Annotated in this window: 11 protein-coding genes and 1 tRNA gene; 2 read left to right on the forward strand and 10 right to left on the reverse strand. The window is 39.6% G+C overall.

Annotation, left to right across the window (positions count from 1 at the left end):
* Positions 1-293: 293 nt before the first annotated feature.
* A tRNA-Lys gene (locus tag ACHLI0_RS00745) sits at positions 294-366 on the reverse strand.
* Positions 367-488: 122 nt separating this feature from the next.
* On the opposite strand from ACHLI0_RS00745, the gene ettA reads away from it, so the two are divergent.
* Together ettA and ACHLI0_RS00755 are read left to right on the forward strand one after the other, a co-directional pair.
* Positions 489-2,177 carry an energy-dependent translational throttle protein EttA gene (gene ettA / locus ACHLI0_RS00750; RefSeq protein WP_008763451.1) on the forward strand — a complete coding sequence of 563 codons (1,689 nt, stop codon included), beginning with the start codon at positions 489-491 and terminating at the stop codon, positions 2,175-2,177.
* 216 nt (positions 2,178-2,393) lie between these two features.
* Complete coding sequence (locus ACHLI0_RS00755; protein ID WP_490748227.1) at positions 2,394-5,666, forward strand: TonB-dependent receptor; 3,273 nt, start codon at positions 2,394-2,396, stop codon at positions 5,664-5,666.
* Positions 5,667-5,780: 114 nt separating this feature from the next.
* Here the strand turns inward: ACHLI0_RS00755 and ACHLI0_RS00760 are convergent, their stop codons facing one another.
* The 9 genes from ACHLI0_RS00760 to ACHLI0_RS00800 all read right to left on the reverse strand — a co-directional run bounded on the left by ACHLI0_RS00760 (position 5,781) and on the right by ACHLI0_RS00800 (position 17,701).
* Positions 5,781-6,896 (reverse strand): endonuclease/exonuclease/phosphatase family protein, encoded by a 1,116-nt coding sequence (locus ACHLI0_RS00760; RefSeq protein WP_490748228.1) that lies wholly within the window; start codon positions 6,894-6,896, stop codon positions 5,781-5,783.
* Position 6,897: 1 nt separating this feature from the next.
* On the reverse strand, positions 6,898-9,636 hold the full coding sequence (locus ACHLI0_RS00765; RefSeq protein WP_490748229.1) for a hybrid sensor histidine kinase/response regulator: 2,739 nt from the start codon (positions 9,634-9,636) through the stop codon (positions 6,898-6,900).
* 67 nt (positions 9,637-9,703) lie between these two features.
* Positions 9,704-10,909: a glycosyltransferase family 2 protein gene (locus ACHLI0_RS00770; protein ID WP_490748230.1), complete on the reverse strand. Its 1,206-nt coding sequence runs from the start codon at positions 10,907-10,909 to the stop codon at positions 9,704-9,706.
* Entirely contained in the window at positions 10,906-11,901 is a 996-nt protein-coding gene (locus tag ACHLI0_RS00775; RefSeq protein WP_490748231.1) for an acyltransferase family protein, read from the reverse strand. The genes ACHLI0_RS00770 and ACHLI0_RS00775 overlap by 4 nt, the downstream gene beginning before the upstream one ends.
* 10 nt (positions 11,902-11,911) lie before the next feature.
* Positions 11,912-13,423 (reverse strand): CotH kinase family protein, encoded by a 1,512-nt coding sequence (locus tag ACHLI0_RS00780; RefSeq protein ID WP_490748232.1) that lies wholly within the window; start codon positions 13,421-13,423, stop codon positions 11,912-11,914.
* 58 nt (positions 13,424-13,481) lie between these two features.
* On the reverse strand, positions 13,482-14,330 hold the full coding sequence (locus ACHLI0_RS00785) for a glycosyltransferase family 2 protein (RefSeq protein WP_490748233.1): 849 nt from the start codon (positions 14,328-14,330) through the stop codon (positions 13,482-13,484).
* A 12-nt stretch (positions 14,331-14,342) separates the two neighbouring features.
* Positions 14,343-15,383 carry a glycosyltransferase family 4 protein gene (locus ACHLI0_RS00790; protein WP_490748234.1) on the reverse strand — a complete coding sequence of 347 codons (1,041 nt, stop codon included), beginning with the start codon at positions 15,381-15,383 and terminating at the stop codon, positions 14,343-14,345.
* A gap of 48 nt (positions 15,384-15,431) precedes the next feature.
* On the reverse strand, positions 15,432-16,577 hold the full coding sequence (locus ACHLI0_RS00795; protein WP_490748235.1) for a glycosyltransferase family 4 protein: 1,146 nt from the start codon (positions 16,575-16,577) through the stop codon (positions 15,432-15,434).
* A complete protein-coding gene (locus tag ACHLI0_RS00800; RefSeq protein ID WP_490748236.1) occupies positions 16,574-17,701 on the reverse strand; it encodes a glycosyltransferase family protein in 1,128 nt (375 codons plus the stop codon). Before ACHLI0_RS00800 ends, ACHLI0_RS00795 begins: the two co-directional genes overlap by 4 nt.
* Between the last annotated feature and the right edge of the window lie 2 nt (positions 17,702-17,703).

The following is a 17,703-nucleotide window of genomic DNA, read 5'->3' on the forward strand; positions in this document are numbered from 1 at the left end:
TCAGTAAACAGTTGTCCGGAATAGCCATCTTTTTATTAACAAATGTTCATTTTCGCTATTTCTTAAAGTTGTATCTTTGCCGCGTTTTTATAATATATAAGGTAAAGATGGAAACAATAACTGGAAAAAGAAGTTTATCATTATATGAGCTGATTGTTTGGTGTAGGTCTGTTTGTCATCGATTCGATATCGGATCTGTTTTTGGCTTTATGTAGAGGCTTATATCTATGTTCTGTGTATATTAGTAAAAAAAATCTCTGATAATCATTGATTATCAGAGATTTTTTACTCCGTGATCCAGCTGGGGCTCGAACCCAGGACCCCAACATTAAAAGTGTTGTGCTCTACCTGCTGAGCTACTGAATCAATCCATCTTGCTTTCTTTCGAATTGCGGGTGCAAAGGTAGAACATTTTTTTAGAACTCCAAAGCATTTCAAACATTTTTCTTATCTTTGTGCCATTATCAACAATATACAATCATTAATATATGGCTGACGATAAAAAAATCATCTTCTCAATGGTGGGAGTGAGCAAAGCTTTCCAACCAAATAAAAATGTACTGAAAGACATTTACCTGTCGTTCTTCTATGGAGCGAAGATTGGTATTATCGGTCTGAACGGTTCCGGTAAATCTACCTTATTGAAGATTATCGCGGGTCTGGAGAAATCCTATCAGGGAGAAGTGGTCTTCTCTCCGGGATATTCTGTAGGCTATCTGGCACAGGAACCTTATCTGGACGACACAAAGACAGTAAAAGAAGTAGTAATGGAAGGTGTGCAACCGATCGTTGACGCACTGGCAGAATACGAAGAAATCAATCAGAAATTCGGTTTGCCCGAGTATTATGAAGATCAGGACAAGATGGATATACTTTTCGCCCGTCAGGGAGAATTGCAGGATATCATCGACGCAACCGATGCATGGAATCTGGACAGCAAACTGGAACGTGCGATGGACGCACTCCGTTGTCCGCCCGAAGATCAGCCGGTGGTGAATCTCTCCGGAGGTGAACGCCGTCGTGTCGCTCTTTGCCGTTTGTTGTTGCAGAAACCGGACATCCTGTTGCTCGATGAGCCTACCAACCACTTGGATGCTGAATCTATCGACTGGCTGGAACAACATTTGCAACAGTACGAAGGTACGGTTATCGCCGTAACTCACGACCGTTACTTCCTCGACCACGTTGCCGGATGGATTCTCGAACTCGACCGTGGCGAAGGTATCCCTTGGAAGGGAAACTACTCATCCTGGCTGGAACAGAAGACCAAACGGATGGAAATGGAAGAAAAGACCGCCAGCAAGCGTCGTAAAACACTGGAGCGTGAGTTGGAATGGGTACGCATGGCTCCGAAAGCTCGTCAGGCGAAAGGAAAGGCCCGTCTTAATTCATACGACAAGTTGCTGAATGAAGACTTGAAGGAGAAAGAAGAGAAGCTGGAAATCTTTATCCCGAACGGTCCCCGTCTGGGTAATAAGGTAATCGAGGCAAAACACGTAGCGAAGGCATACGGCGACAAACTGCTGTTCGATGATCTGAACTTTATGCTTCCTCCTAACGGCATTGTCGGTGTCATCGGTCCTAACGGTGCAGGAAAAACGACTCTTTTCCGTCTGATTATGGGGTTGGAAACGGTGGATAAAGGTGAGTTTGAAGTAGGAGAGACCGTAAAGGTATCCTATGTAGATCAGCAGCATAAAGACATTGACCCGAACAAGAGCGTCTATCAGGTAATCTCCGGTGGTAATGATCTGATCCGTATGGGCGGACGTGATATCAATGCACGTGCGTACCTGTCCCGTTTCAACTTTGCCGGTGCCGATCAGGAAAAACTTTGCGGTGTTCTTTCCGGTGGTGAAAGAAACCGTCTGCATCTGGCGATCGCTTTGAAAGAAGAAGGTAACGTTCTGCTGCTCGATGAGCCGACCAATGACATTGACGTGAACACCCTTCGTGCTTTGGAGGAAGGTTTGGAAGACTTTGCAGGGTGTGCGGTAGTCATCTCTCACGACCGTTGGTTCCTCGACCGTATCTGTACGCATATCCTTGCTTTTGAAGGAGACTCTAATGTATTCTACTTTGAAGGTTCCTATTCAGAATATGAGGAAAATAAATTGAAGCGTCTGGGCAATGAAGAGCCGAAGCGTGTTCGTTATAGAAACCTAATGACTGACTAGTATTTACTGACAGATTACAAGTTAAATCTCGCTTAATATACGAAAGTGAAAGGCTCTGCAAACATTGCAGGGCCTTTATTGTTTTCGAAAGCAATAAAATGTTTATCTCTCTTAAAAGAATGTAGCATAATTGTCATCTAAGTCTAAATAATATTAATTATCTTTGTGCACAGTTTCAATGAAACAAACAATTAGTATTAACTAATAAATTACATTATGTTGAAGAGAATGCGGTCTTTTTTAGTGGTCGTAATGTTACTGATTACTGCTACGATGAGTGCGCAGGTTACCACAGCAAGTATGAGTGGTAAAGTAACAGCACAAGATGAACCTATTATTGGAGCAACAATCGTTGCTATTCACGAGCCCTCCGGTACCCGTTATGGTACAGTGACCAATGTCAGTGGGCAATTCAATCTGCAAGGTATGCGTACGGGCGGCCCTTACAAAGTCGAAATCACCTATGTTGGCTATCAGTCAGCCATTTACAAGGGTATCCAATTGTCATTAGGAGAAAACTACGTATTGAATGTTTCTTTGAAAGAAAGTTCAGAGTTGTTGGATGAAGTAGTAGTAACAGCACCAAAAACTATCGAAAAAATAGGTACTGTTACTAATGTAAGTGAACGTCAGATGAACACTTTACCTACTATTAACAGAAGTATAACAGATTTCACAAAGCTCTCTCCTTATGCAGGTGGAAGCAGTTCTTTTGCGGGACGTGATGGACGTTATAACAATATAACGATTGATGGTGCTTCGTTTAATAATAGTTTTGGACTAAGTTCTAATAATTTACCTGGAGGAGATTCTCAACCCATATCTTTAGATGCAATCGATGAGATTACTGTAAATGTCTCTCCTTACGATGTTAAATATTCCAACTTCACAGGTGCTTCTATTAATGCTGTAACAAAAAGTGGAACAAACTCATTTTCGGGTACTGCATATACTTATCATAAACCAAGAGGATTTGCAGGGAGTTCTATTGACGGTGAGGATATTCTTAAAGCAAAAGAATACAACTCTCATTCATATGGTGTAACTTTTGGAGGTCCAATCATTAAGAACAAGCTTTTCTTCTTCTTGAATGCTGAAATTGAAAATAAGGAAACTCCGGGGGTAACTTGGCTTCCTAATCAAGATCAAAATGGAACAGGGGATAGTGGAAAACGTATCTCACGTACTTGGGTGGGTGATATGCGTACTATCAGTGACTTTGTTAAAACTAAATATGATTATGACCCTGGACAGTATGAGAACTTCAATAATTTCCAAAGTGATAATTGGAAGTTAATGGCTCGTATTGATTGGAATATACATCAGAATCATAAATTGACAGTACGTTTTAATTCTGTTTCCTCAGAAGATGACAGAGAAGTAAGCGCTAAGTCCACTATTATAACTAGTACTAATTCTAATCGTTATGGTTTGGATGCCTTTTCTTTTGGTAATTCAAACTATAAGATGAAAAACGTAGTAACATCGATAACAGGTGAGTTAAATAGTCGTTTCTCGAATAATGTTCAGAATAAACTGTTAGCCACATATACTCATATTAGTGATACACGTGAGCAGAAAGGCTCTGATTTTCCTTTTGTCGATATCTATAAGGATGGAAAGCAATATATAACTTTAGGTACAGAAGTGTTTACTCCTAATAATCAGGTTATCAATAATGTATTTAGTCTTGTTGATAATGTGAGTATATCATTAGGAAAACATGAATTGCTTGCTGGTGTTTCTTTTGAACGCCAATATTTTAAAAATTCTTATTTGAGAGGCCCTTACGGATATTATCGTTATGATTCAATGGATGATTTTATGCAGGGAAAAGTACCTACCATTTATGGTATCACATATGGTTATAATGGTAATGATGCTCCAGGTTCTGAGTTGACATTCGGAATGGCTGGTGTGTATGTCCAAGACGTATGGTCTCTTACTCCTAATTTTCGTTTGACTTATGGCTTACGTCTGGATATGCCAATATATATGAATTCATTGGATTCTAACAAGTCAATAGAGGAATTAGCTTTTGTAAATAATACTCATGTCGATATTTCTAAGTGGCCGAAGACGCAAGTCTTGTTTTCGCCAAGAGTCGGTTTTAATTGGGATGTAAAAGGTGATCGCTCCGTAATTGTATCAGGAGGCACAGGAATCTTTACTGGATTGTTACCTTTTGTATGGTTTACTAATCAACCAAGTAATTCAGGTTTATACCAAAATATGGTAGAGTATAATACACAAAAAAATCCGGGCTCTTTACCTGCTGACTTTGGTTTTAATCCTAATTATAGAGAAACTCTGCAGAAATATCCCAGTTTATTTCCTTCTACACCTTCAGAACAAGCACCTGATGTTATAGCGTATGTAGATCCTAAGTTTAAGATGCCGCAAGTTTGGCGTAGTAATTTGAATGTGGATATTCAACTGCCGTATGATTTTATGTTATCTGTTGGAGCAATGTATACAAGAGATATTTATAATGTTGCGCAGATCAATATGAATGAGGCTGAGCCTACGGGTGTGTATAATGAACAACCGGATCGTATTTATTGGGCTTCAAAAAAATACGAGTATAATGATTATACTAATGGTAAGAATGTAGTAGTAAAACTTTCTAATGGAGAAGATAAAGGATATCAATATTCTTTTAATGCTATTTTGACAAAGAAATACGATTTTGGTTTTACAGGGTCTATCGGCTATACTTATACAATGGCTAAAGATCTGACTGCAAATCCTGGGTCAGCACCTAATTCAGCATGGCAAAATAATGTGGCAGTAAATTCATTGAATGATCCTGGAGTATCTTATTCTTTATTTTCTACGCCCCATCGTATTATTGCTAATGCCTCTTACGAAATTAATTATGCTAAATGCTTAAAGACAACGTTCTCGTTATTTTATTCAGGATATCATACTGGACGTTATTCCTATACATATTATAATGATATGAATGGTGATGGCAATTATTCGGATTTAATATACGTGCCTAACTCTCAGGATGAAATGACCTTTGTTGATATTACAGATAAAAGTGGTGCTATTACTTATTCTGCTGTAGATCAAGCTAAAGATTTTTGGGATTTTGTGAACAATGATTCTTATCTTAAAGATCGTAAGGGAAAATATGTGGAACGTAATGGATCTTTGACACCTTGGATTAATCGCTTTGATTTTAAAATTGCTCAGGATTTTTATGCAACTTTAGGTGGGCGTAAATATGGAATACAGGTTAGCCTTGATATGCTGAATGTAGGAAATATGATTAATTCAAAATGGGGAGCATATCAATCTTGTGGTCTCAAGAGTTATGACAATGTACAGTTATTAAAAACTGCTAGCAAAGTTGGTGAACCCTTGACTTACCAGATAAATGCTAATTCACGTGAAGCTTTTAAAGAAAGATCATCATGGCAATATACCAATACCATTGGTAGTGCATGGTCTATGCAATTAGGAGTAAAAGTTACTTTCTAATACAAGTTTTAAAGTTAAAAAGAAGGATTTTATTTTAATGGGAAGCCAGTTAATTCATAATGAGTTAACTGGCTTTTTTGTAGCCTTACTATATAGTGATATACAGCGTAAAGCTTATAACCTCATCCTCATCACCACCGGATTATGATCACTATACTCCAAATCCGGAGAGAAGTAATCCACCCCTTGAAACTCAGACGAATGGAGGATATAGTCGATTCTCAGCAGATGCTTGAAATATCGGAAGGTGTACATATACCCATGTCCGCAGGTCTGAAAACCATCATTCATCTTTTCTCCTTTTACCGTTTGGTATACATATGAAGAAGGAAGAGAGTTGAAGTCACCGCATACCAGGGTGGGATAGGGAGAATCGGAAATCAATTGATTGATATGTTCAGCTTGTGCGGCACGTTTCTTGAAGTTCTCATGCAAACCACCGGCAAGGGTGAGAGCGGCACGTTCCGCACGGTTGGTATCGTCTGCACGAAGTTCTTTTTCCAGTTTACGCTTGTTGCGGCTGACTTCCGTAGTCTGCAGATGATTGTTGAACAGACGGATTGTTTGGCCGTTGATGTCGATATCACACCACAGGCTGCAGTTGTTGGAATTTGAGTAGGTGACGAGCTGCTTCTCCTTGATAGGATAACGGCTGAACACAGCCAGTTGCAAAAGACTCTCCCCGGCAGGAGAAGAAGGTACATAATAATACGGCCATTCGGAAAGAACGGTGCGAAGACTGTCAATACCAAATTCATGATTGATCCCAAACTCTTGAAAACAGAAGATATCTACACCGAGCTCCTTCATATAAGCAGCGATTTCCTTGCATGAGAAACCTGTGTGCTCGTGATTAAAGCTGTTAACGTTATAGGTGGCAATAGTCAGTGCTGATTCGGTGCCCCTTTCGTTTTTCTTCAGAGACGAAGATTCATTCGGTTGGGAAGCCGAATCGAAAAGCGGGGACTGGAGGACACGGGTCAGATACCCCCAATTTCCCAGTATGGCGATTAAAGGAATGAAAACCCAGCATCGCCAGCGAACCGTCCAATAGATGGCAGAGGCGACATTAGCCAGCAAAAGCATCGGCAGAACCAATCCGATAAAGGGCATCAGCTTAAAGCCGCCCGGCGAAGCATCTCCGGCGAAGGCTCCGGCTAATGTGAAACCTGCCAGAATGCTCGTCAGCAGGATAGACAGGTAGTAAAGTAATCTATATAAGGCTTTCATTTTATGGTAACCATTTATTAATCATATCCTTGAGCTTCGCTTGAGAGATCGGCTTGGCGATGAAGTCGCTGCATCCGGCATCCATTGCAGCTATCTGATCCTGTTGATAAGCATAAGCACTTTGTGCGATAATGGGCAAAGTAGGAGAAAGCTCACGAATGATCTTCGTAGCCTCCAGACCGTCGAGATTAGGCATTTTGATATCCATCAGAATAAGGTCCGGCTTCGCTTCATCGTATGAGGTAACGGCCTCCATACCGTCTCGTGCACGTATAAGCCTGTACTTTCTTCCAAGAATAGCTTTTAGCAAGTCGAAGTTACTGTCCTCATCTTCCGCTATCAGAATAGTCCGCTGGCTTGGAGAGGCATTGGCGGAAATACTACCGGAACTATCATCGTCCGTACTTCTGGAAGTCTTTTCAGAATCCTCCTTGACAGACGTTTCTGCTGGCGTCTCCGTAGAAGCCATGTCAATCATCATCGAACCCGTGCCGGTCGGATTTCCATTTGCATTCCCTTCCTGCCGTTTTTCCTCCTTCGTATTTCCGGTTGATTGATCCGACTCGTAAGGTAGGGTGAATGTAAAAGTCGTCCCTTGACCTACCACCGAAGAAACGGAGATTTCACCTCCCAGCCGTTCGACAATTGTTTTACAGATAGACAGTCCGAGCCCCGTTCCCTGTGCATAGTTGTTCAACTTGGCAAAACGTTCGAACACACGTCCTATCTTCTCCGGTTCGATGCCCGTACCGGTATCAGTCACGTGGAAAACGATCTGATTCCCCACCAGTTTATATCCGTAACTGATGCTGCCCGCCTTCGTGAATTTGAATGCGTTACCTATCAGATTCGAGAACACCTGGAACACCCGGTTCTTGTCAGTCTCTATCACCAGTCCGTTTTCGGATGGCTCGTAGATCAGTTGTACCCCTTGCGGTGTGCGAAATACGTGAGCGTCATGTACTTCTTTACACAGACTGTTGATATTTACCGGTGCGCTGGTGAACTCGATAATGCCCGATTCGATCTTCGAAAGATCAAGAATCTCGTTGATCAGTTGCAGCAGACGTTCGTTGTTGGCTTCGACGATCTCATAAAATGTTTTACGTTCTTCCTTATTTTCACTTTTGGCTATCAGATGCGAGAAGCCGACGATGGCATTCAGCGGTGTGCGTATCTCATGACTCATATTGGCGAGGAAAGCAGACTTCAGTTTGTCCGACATTTCGGCCTTCTCTTTGGATGTCTGAAGTTCCCGTTTGATCTTTTCCAGCTCCGTGATGTCCCATTCGATGCTGACGATGATGGGGGAGGAAAGTTCGTCTCCGTCCACCCGTATTTTCCGTTTGTCGAGGATGATCTCGTTTCCGTTTTTGTCTTTCCCTTCGGTTGTCCAGTGCAGTCCCTGTCCGGTGGTGGCAACTAGTGTATCTTCCTCCCTTTTCTTTTCTGCCACTTCGGGGGGATAGTAGTCGAAGTCATTCTTGCCGATAGACTCGCCGATGCACAGATTCCGGTTGTACGATTCCCGGTTGCGGTAGATATATCGGAAATCGTTGTTGATCTCCTTGACGACAATTCCGGCGGGGAGGTTGTCGATGGTAGTATCCATGATCAGGTTGAGCCGTTTGATTTGCGCTTCGTAGTGCAGTCGCTCGGATATGTCGTGGGAGAATGACCAGTAACTTTCTTCACCGGAGTCGTTGGTGACGTTATACATGATTCCCTCGTAAGCCAGTATATTCTTGCTGACTTTCGAAGGATGATGGGCGACGAAACTTCTGCTTCCTCCGTGCAGGATATCCTTGCAGCGTTCATGCCAGTCTTTCTGCGTGTTCATATCGCCGGCGATTTCATAGATTTTCAGTTTGCCGATCTCCTCACTTTCCGGGATGCCGTGGTTGTGGAGGAACTGGCGGTTGGCGAAGATCAGCGTACCGTCCTCTTTGGCGGCGAAGATGCTCTCCTTTGCGTTGTTGATGGCGTGCGTCAGCGTGTTGATGTCGTTTCTGCGACGCTGTATGTCGGTGATGTTCTGTATGTAGCCTTCGATGTTGCAGCTGCCGTTCGGTAGTTCGTCGCGCAGATAAGCCTGAAGGCGCATATAGTAAATCTCTCCGGCGACACGGACCCGATAGCTGATGCTATCTTCGTTGAGTCCTTCCTCATTTTTCCGGCACCAGTTGGTGAAGCTCAGGCGGTCTTCTTCGACGATAAATTCCTGATATTTCTCCAGAGAGATGCTTCTGGAAGATTCCTCGCACAATACTCCGGTGTAGCCCATGTAATAGAAGACATTGTCGCGGGTGTTGTACATCCACTGTCCGATCTGAGCCACTTTCTGTATCTCCCTCAGATTTCGGTTCACCTGTTCCAGCTGGCGTTTCACGTTGCTTCGCTGTGTGATGTCTCGATATTGGCAGAGCACCATGTCATCGTAAGGATACATGATACACTTGAAATAATAGGTATTATCCTCCAGTTCCAGCTTGTAGTTCTTGCTGATGCTTCGCTGTTCCCGAAGCACGGTCTGGAAGGTGCTGTAAACCTTCTCACGGGTGTGCTCGGGCATCCGTTCGAATATATTTTTTCCTAAGAGCCTCTCTTCTTGTAAAAACCATAAATTGCTATGAATATCAATATCAATGCAAATGCCATTTCTATCGACTAATAGCATGGTGTCGGCGGTCAACTTCAGTATTCTCTGCGCATTATCTGCCTCATGTAATGTTCTGTTCATGCTTGTCCGATTAGATTTATAAGATTCTGTTTCATGCAAAGATAGCAAAATATTTGATTCTCTGTTCTTATTTTTCGGCACGTTTTGCTTTTTCCCAGGCACCGCTTCCTTTTTTTCTTTTCAGATAGCCGATTCCTTTGAGCACATTTACGTTCATGAATAAGAAATAATAGGGAATAAACAGTACTTTATTCTTTATTTGTCTGGTAGAGAGGTAGTATCCCCAGTATCCCATTCCGTAGAAAAGAATCTGCAACCCCAGCAGGATGCCGTAAAACAGGGGAGATCCGCCCAGTAGCAAAACGACTATATTCAGCGGCAACAGCGCAAACAGCAGGAAGGGAGTGACGGACCAGCGCAATACCCGGTGTGACGTGTACTGAAAACTCAGGATTCCGTAACGGAAAGGATTCAGCAACGGGCGCAGACGCCAGATCGACTGTAACCCTCCGGCAGCGATGCGCACTTTTCGTTTTTCCTCTTCACCCATATCTGCCGATCCGCTTTCGATGGCGTAGGCATTGGTGCAGTAGGCGATGGTGTATCCTTTCATGGCGATGCGGAGAGAGAGGATGAAGTCGTCGAGCAGCGTATCCGGTTCCATCGGTTCGAAGAGTTCGCGGCGGACGGCAAACAGTTCTCCGGCAGCGCCTACAGCCGAGTAGAGGCGGGAGTCGAGCGCTTTCAGTGTCGATTCGTATTTCCAGTAGATGCCTTCGCCTCCGGCGGCTGCTCCGTCTTTCGTCTGTACGGCTATGCGTTTTTCTCCTGCCACGCAGCCCACTTTCGGGTTTTGAAAAGCTAGTACGATTTCACGGATTGCCTCGCTGTTGACCATCGTGTTGGCGTCCGTAAAGACGACAAGCGGGGTCCGGACGAGTGTCATTCCTCGTGTCATGGCGGCTGTCTTTCCCTGCCGTTTCGGCTGGAAGTAGACGGTTGCTTTTCCGTTCCAGCGGGTTTGGAGACGGTCGTTTGTGCCGTCATCGCTTCCGTCCGTCACCCAGACAATGCGGAGTTTGTCCGCAGGGTAGTCCAGGGCGAGGCTGTTCTCCATCTTTTCGTCCACCACGTCTTCTTCGTTGAAGGCGGTGATGAAGAGGGTTACTTCCGGCAGGTCACTGTCCGGTGGCAGCACCCGTTTCACGGGTTTCACGAAAAGCTCTTTCAGCTTGACAAGGGCGTAGAGAACGATGCCGTAGCCCAGATAGGTGTAGAACACCATGAACAGGGCGAACCAGAAGATGATTTCGAGGATGAGGGTTGTGTTCATGACAGTATCTTTAATTTAGTTATTTTTATATATGGCAGAATGTATTTCTTTATTTGAATGCCTATTATGAGAGAACCTATGATTCCCCCAATGGTAATACAAATTCCATCGAGAACAGTAGCTTCATCTGCTGGTGGAAATTTGAATAAACATCTGGCAAGTTCCAAACATAATAGATGCATTGAAAATATAAGAAGTGTATTTTGCCCAAGATAGTTTAAAACCGTGTTGATCAATGAAATTTTGTTATGTTCTTTTAAAAGGTAACTAAGATAAATTATTATGTAAGAACCTCCCAAAGCTGCTGGAAAAACCAAAGGTAAATTTCCTTCCATTTTATTTTCTTTAATATCGATATCAATTCCCGAAACTATACCTCCTGTATAACATAGAATTGAAATTACCAATAGTATTAATCTATATTTTGAAGAATCAAGGATACGATATTTATGCATCATATACCCTATATGGAAGAAGAGCATCATTGATAATGATGATCCAATATATAGAGGAATATTGATTCCCAATCTGAAAGCTGTTTGACTAACAATGAGACATATCAGGCAAATGATAAACTTGATCCATTCTTTTTGAATATACTTTGCTATCAAATAATATCCCATATGTACTTCAAAGAGTGCTAGTAAAAACCATAATGCACCAACAACTCCATATGGATAAACGATTATTCCAGGAGATAAATAAATTCTGTCACTATATCCAATGGATACGTATAATAAGATAAAACATAAAAGTATAATCGTAAAGAATACAATGTAGGGAATAAGATAAGATTGTATTCTTTTTTTTAGCACATTTATAAATGTGAGTTCTTTATCTTTAAAGAAATACCCCGACAGTAAGAAGAATAAAGGCATATGAAATAGAAAAATTTCACTTTTGCATGGGCAAGATTGTCCTACATGTCCCCAAACAACTGTAGTTATGCCTATACCTTTAGCAATATCGATTGTCTTATCTCTATTGTTCATAATTATTTAATTAAAGCTCATCAATAATGTTCTCTAAATATACGAGTCTACCTTGATAGATGTATATCATACGTTCAATAGCTTGTTGATAAGTGAGTGTTTCATCTTTATTACGAGATTTTTCGTTAATATATGAAAGATCTATTGGCCATATTTCCCAGTTCGATTCTACAGATGGAGTCAAAATTGCAGCTTGTTTTTCAATATATTGTGGAATTGTGGTAAATATCGGTTTCAACTCCGAAAATCGCATCTTTACATTTTCTTTGAAAATAGGGTCTTGAAAGAGATATTTATACCAAACAGCATTTTTATTATTGTATTCTGAATCAACAGTAAAAGTCGAATAATCAAAATCCCATAACGGTCCTGCATGTAGTTTATTTCCACGGTCCTTATAGCAATATACACTGTGTATGGTATTTAATTCCCTATTTCCAACCAAGGTTTGTATCATCCAATAATCTATAAAGGACTTGATATCTAGATATTCGTCATAAAGTAATACAAACTCATTTTCGCTCATGAGATGTTCTATTTTATTGGTGTATTTTTTGATGTAATCCAGTTGTAGAGTGTTTAAGACCTCTTCGTCAGGTGATTTTATGTTGACAGGCCAATTGTTAATGGTTGATCTGAATCGGTTTATTTCATCATAATATGAATCATATTCTAAAAGGTATCCCCCTGTAATATTATCCTCTTCTATATCTTCATTTGTCATCTCCTTTATGTTAACCCTATTCTTATCAACTCTAATTTGCTCGCAAACTTGAAAATTACCTTGATATTCTCCATTAAAAATTACTTCTACAAATTGATTTTTGGGAGTCCATTCTAGATTATCTGCTATATTTCCTAGATGAAAAGTAACATGGTTTCTTAATAATGTCCTATCACTGTAATTGGCCAAAAAACTCCATCTTTTATGTTTAGGCATATCTAAGACTTTTTCTTTTTTGTTGAGTTTGATATTAAATGGTTTTTTGGGATATTTCCAAGTAGCATTTCCTCGTCCTTTGACTTTAATAGAGTCTCTGAAGTTTTCAGTCTTTCCCATACCATCTATTTCCAAAATGCCGGAAAGCCAATTTTCTCTGTCTTTTAATGATGAAAAATGATCCGTTTGTATAATTGCTATTGGAAGTCCTGTATATGGAACTAATGTTACAGTATATTCAGTAAACTTATTATTGTCACCTTCTAATTTATAGTGTATGGGATTACCAAAGTTATTAGGAGTCTTTTGACTAATTTGTATGATATCATTGACGTATAACTTTCCTCTTTCTACATTGAATGTAGCAACTAAATTGCTAATATCCACCTTCTCATCAAGGTATCCGGCTATTTTATTATTTCCATATACACGCAATTCTATATCATGAGAAAGTTGTGGATTCTTATCTTTCTCAAATTTGAAAGAGATGATATTTCCCTTATCGATAAATAGATTATTTTGTTTAATGCATCCTGTCAATAGTACTCCTGCAATGAACAAAATGAATACTGTTTTTTTCATGTCTTTATTGTTTACTTATTAACTGCTTATTTCAATCTCTTATTTGGAAAATAAGATCTTATTTAATGAGATTTGAATCCTCATCTTTATACTCTTTTTTCTCTGTGAAGATATTTGTAATATCTTTCATTCCTTTAATTACTCTCACTTTGAAACTGTTAAATAGGCTGCCATCAGCACTAACTGTGCCATAACCTGTTACAGCACGTGCCTTTCGGGTATGTATAAAAACGATTTTTCCATATGATTTTAATTGTAGAGCGAGATAGCCATCTTCTCCACGCTTAATATCTGTTCGAATTCCTGCCTGTTTAGCATAGTCTGTGCGATATGCAAATACTAATCCCCGTACACTTAGTTCTGGTCGTTTATATGATTGCAGCCACAAATGAAGATCACGTGTAGCTTCATATATTTTCAGACCCAGCCATGAATGAGAACTATCTGGTATATAACTCCATAATGCACTTGCTGCTACTACTCCTGGCTTTTCGAGTGCATTAATCATTGTCTCTACATAATGGGGTGGGTACATAGTATCTGAATCAATGTTTATATGATATTTACCTTTTGCGTGGCTAAGTCCACAAAGGCGGGCAAAGCCACAACTATGTTGTAGCTCTGTATAAAAAGGGACTCCACATACTTGAAAGATTTCAGCAGTACGATCTTTTGATTCATTGTCAACTCCAATGATTTCTATAGGATATTTACATTGCATATCACTCAGTGACCATAAGCAGGATAGTAGATGTTTTTCTTCATTATATCCTATTAATGATACAGTGACAAGTGGTTTATCGCTTTGTAACTTTCGCAACTTTTCGCGTACTTCGTTGATAACGCTTTGTGGAGCTGTCGCAAAAGGTTTTTCGTAAACCTGTAGATACTTTGAATACCACTTCATACTCTTTCTTTTTTAGTTGTCGAATAGTTTATATAATTGTTTAGCAAACTTCTTTATATCGTTTTTTTGCCCGAATTCATATGCATTTTTTCCATATTCAGCAATATATTGGGGATTATCAACGAAGAAAGCCATAGCTCTTTTCAGATCGTTTTCATCTCCTGCTTTATAAACAAGTCCCATTTTATGGGAAATAATGATATCTGTGAATACTGTGTTATCTGCTGTTATAATGGGCATTCCTAAAGCTATTGCATCTAAGAAAGAAGTCAATCCGATAGGACCTAGTTTATGCGATGTTGGTGGAGTCGGAACTATTAATACAGAACATTTATTTAGTAACTTCACCATTTTTGTATCATTAGGTTTATTCTGAAAAAATATTTCTGTATGTATACAAGTATCTTTGTGATAATTCAAAGGCAGACTATGTTCATCACTCACAATAATAGTATGTGCATTTATATTTTCCGTAGCGTCAACCAACAATTCATGATCTCGTTTGGTTTTCCCATTACTGATAAAGATGATCTCCTCTTGTCCTTTCAGATGATTGGGGATGGGAGCTAGTTTCTGATAAAAAGGGAGATCCGGTCCCCATTGTATAAATGTCATGCGCACAGCTTTCTGGGGAAATAATTTTGTCATTTCCTTGTGAGCAAAAGTACTTAAAAAAATGACATGATCATACTTCCCATACTTTAATCGGAAAGGGAAGGGAGGATGATGGAAGATTGCTACCAGTTTAGGGCGGAATAATCTTAATTTCTTCATAAATCCCAAGAAGTCAACTGTAAAATCGGCTCCACCATATACGACATCATATTTTCTTGCTTTCCAATAGATATGAAACCATACGGGGAATAAAGAGAGTAGCTTTAGAATTCTGCTATTATAATTCTTGGGTGCTGCAAGTATATAGTCTACTATATATTCTCCAGTTTCAATCAATTCACTTGTTCCGAACTGATGATGACTTGGAGAATACCCATTTAAGTAGGATTCCCTTGATTTGGCCATATCATAATTATTGATAAATAACAGATGTTTCATGTTTTATAATGATTGTGAGTTGATACTGGTTCTTTTCATCTCTTGCTTTCATTTTAATAAATGATTAAATAGTGCTTCCCATTCTTTGCTAATGTTTTCTATCTTGAATCGTTTTGAGTTGATTTTAGCCATTCTACCCATTTCTTTTCTTATTGTATCATTTTCTATAAGATAGCATATTTTTTCAGCAAGTTGTTCAATATCGCCATTTTCTACTAAGAGTCCATCTTCATTATTATGGATAATATCGCGTGGTCCGCATGGGCACGTGAATGAAACCGGTGGAACACCACACGACATTGCTTCCGTGATCACCATACCAAAACCTTCATAGCGAGAAGAAAGTACAAAAATGGAACTTTCACAATATTTTTGAATAATATTTTGTGTTTGCTCTTCCAAATAGAGTGTCTTTAAATGATATTTATCTTTTAATGCTAGGAATTCGGTCCTGTCTCCTCCTCCATATATTCTCAAGTTCCAGTCAGGATGTTTTTCAGCTACTATTCGCCACGCTTCTATTAATAAGTCAAATCCCTTTTGCTGAGTATACCTGCCCACTGCTATCACTTCTTGAGCTGTGCAATCAGAAGTTTGCTCCGGGTAAAAAGGGAGTGGGTTGTAAATCACCGTAGTATTGTCTAAATAATATGAAAAATTCTTTCTGTCTTCTTCAGTTAAAATGATAAATTTTGATAGTTTCTTGAGTTGTCGATCCAATTGCTTCATCCAAAGTCTAGATAGCAGATTTTTAATAAAGCTGGCGCCTTTTTCTTCAGACAAATTCCGAAAATTCGATTTGTTTATATGAATTTCTCCAATTTTTACGCTACCATCATGGATTGAATTAATAAAATTAATTTCCCTTCTGAGCATTGAAACTGTAATTTCTGGACATATTTCAAGCAGACATCGGGTTAGGCGTTTTTTATATAAACGCTGTTTACGCATATAAATTAAAGTTTTTTTGTATAGAGGCTTATCCCACAATTCGTTGAAATTTATATCTAGATGTATCATATGTACTTTGGGAGATAGAGGGTAAAAAGGTGTAAGTTTTTTGCCATCAGTGAGAATAATATATATATCGTATCCCAATTCTTCAGCAAAGTAATTAGCTTTGATGGTCAGTACTCGTTCCATTCCTCCGGGTATATAAAGAGATGGAAGGCAATAGGCTATTTTTCTTTTCATTCTTGTACTCCCTTCATTTCATTGATAACTTTACTCATTTGTTCTTTCCATGACAAATGTTTGATGGAATCTCTTATTGTTTTTGGAGACCACGGATGATTTTGGTAGAAATCAACAAGATTGGATATATTTATAGGACTCTCATCCGGTTGAACTTTATAGACATAGGGCATATTGTCAAAGTCTTCATCTGTTTCAGAATAAGTAAAAGGAATGCCTCTCGCTGCATATTCTCTGTTCTTTAAAGTCTTTATGTTAGTGATACCGGAGCGATGTCTGCCTAGACTTCCAATGCCCATATCAGCTATCTTGAACAGCGTATTCAATTCTTCACCATGCTTTCTGCCGTGAAATGTAACGTACTTTTCAATATGTCCGTTGTGGATAATCTCTTTCATTTCCTCACCATCTTTTTCATTAGCTTGACCTACTACATGGAAAAAAACAGTTATTCTAGGAGATTTCTCGTAATATAGCACTAATCCTTTTAATACTCTGTCTAAACCATGCCAGCGATGGATTTCTGCTACGGCAATTAAATGTATTTCATTTTCTCTAGAGTTATGATGCTGTTTCATAGGAGTTTGTTCGAAATCTATTCCATTAGAAATTTGTATAGTTCTTTTGCCCCAAATTTCTTTTTCGGTAGAGAAAGTGACAATACGATCCACGTGATGTGCCATTCTTTTCCGGAAACATTTGTCGATAAACAAATTAAGTCGTTCTGTAAGCGGGAAACCTAAGTATTCCTGATCGTACGGGTATGTAGGTATTTCTAAAGCGATTTTACAACCTGCCTTTTGTAGTTTCTTGTAAAGGGAAATCGTGAAAGGATTTGCATTATGATCATGCCGTACGTAGACAAGAGAAATTTCTTCTTGCTTTACGTACTTAACAATGCAATTAAAATCAGTTCGTTTCCAAATTTTAGCTTGTAATGTATTCCCATAATCTCTGATTATCTGATTGTCAATCCACCTGCGTTTATACATTTGTTGATCAGTCAGATAGCAGATATGTGTAGTAATTCCACACTCCCGAAATGCTTGCATCTGGTAGTTTATTTTTTTGCTGATACCGTTGTATTCTTCGAATCCGTGGTATATGAGGAATAACATTTTCATGG

This window comes from Bacteroides sp. RCH18 (genome assembly GCF_058231005.1).

Excerpts from the sequence above, each read along its gene's own strand:
- ettA (WP_008763451.1), top strand. The coding sequence starts at position 489 with ATGGCTGACGATAAAAAAATCATCTTCTCAATGGTGGGAGTGAGCAAA.
- ACHLI0_RS00755 (WP_490748227.1), top strand. The coding sequence starts at position 2,394 with ATGTTGAAGAGAATGCGGTCTTTTTTAGTGGTCGTAATGTTACTGATT.
- ACHLI0_RS00760 (WP_490748228.1), bottom strand. The coding sequence starts at position 6,896 with ATGAAAGCCTTATATAGATTACTTTACTACCTGTCTATCCTGCTGACG.
- ACHLI0_RS00765 (WP_490748229.1), bottom strand. The coding sequence starts at position 9,636 with ATGAACAGAACATTACATGAGGCAGATAATGCGCAGAGAATACTGAAG.
- ACHLI0_RS00770 (WP_490748230.1), bottom strand. The coding sequence starts at position 10,909 with ATGAACACAACCCTCATCCTCGAAATCATCTTCTGGTTCGCCCTGTTC.
- ACHLI0_RS00775 (WP_490748231.1), bottom strand. The coding sequence starts at position 11,901 with ATGAACAATAGAGATAAGACAATCGATATTGCTAAAGGTATAGGCATA.
- ACHLI0_RS00780 (WP_490748232.1), bottom strand. The coding sequence starts at position 13,423 with ATGAAAAAAACAGTATTCATTTTGTTCATTGCAGGAGTACTATTGACA.
- ACHLI0_RS00785 (WP_490748233.1), bottom strand. The coding sequence starts at position 14,330 with ATGAAGTGGTATTCAAAGTATCTACAGGTTTACGAAAAACCTTTTGCG.
- ACHLI0_RS00790 (WP_490748234.1), bottom strand. The coding sequence starts at position 15,383 with ATGAAACATCTGTTATTTATCAATAATTATGATATGGCCAAATCAAGG.
- ACHLI0_RS00795 (WP_490748235.1), bottom strand. The coding sequence starts at position 16,577 with ATGAAAAGAAAAATAGCCTATTGCCTTCCATCTCTTTATATACCCGGA.
- ACHLI0_RS00800 (WP_490748236.1), bottom strand. The coding sequence starts at position 17,701 with ATGAAAATGTTATTCCTCATATACCACGGATTCGAAGAATACAACGGT.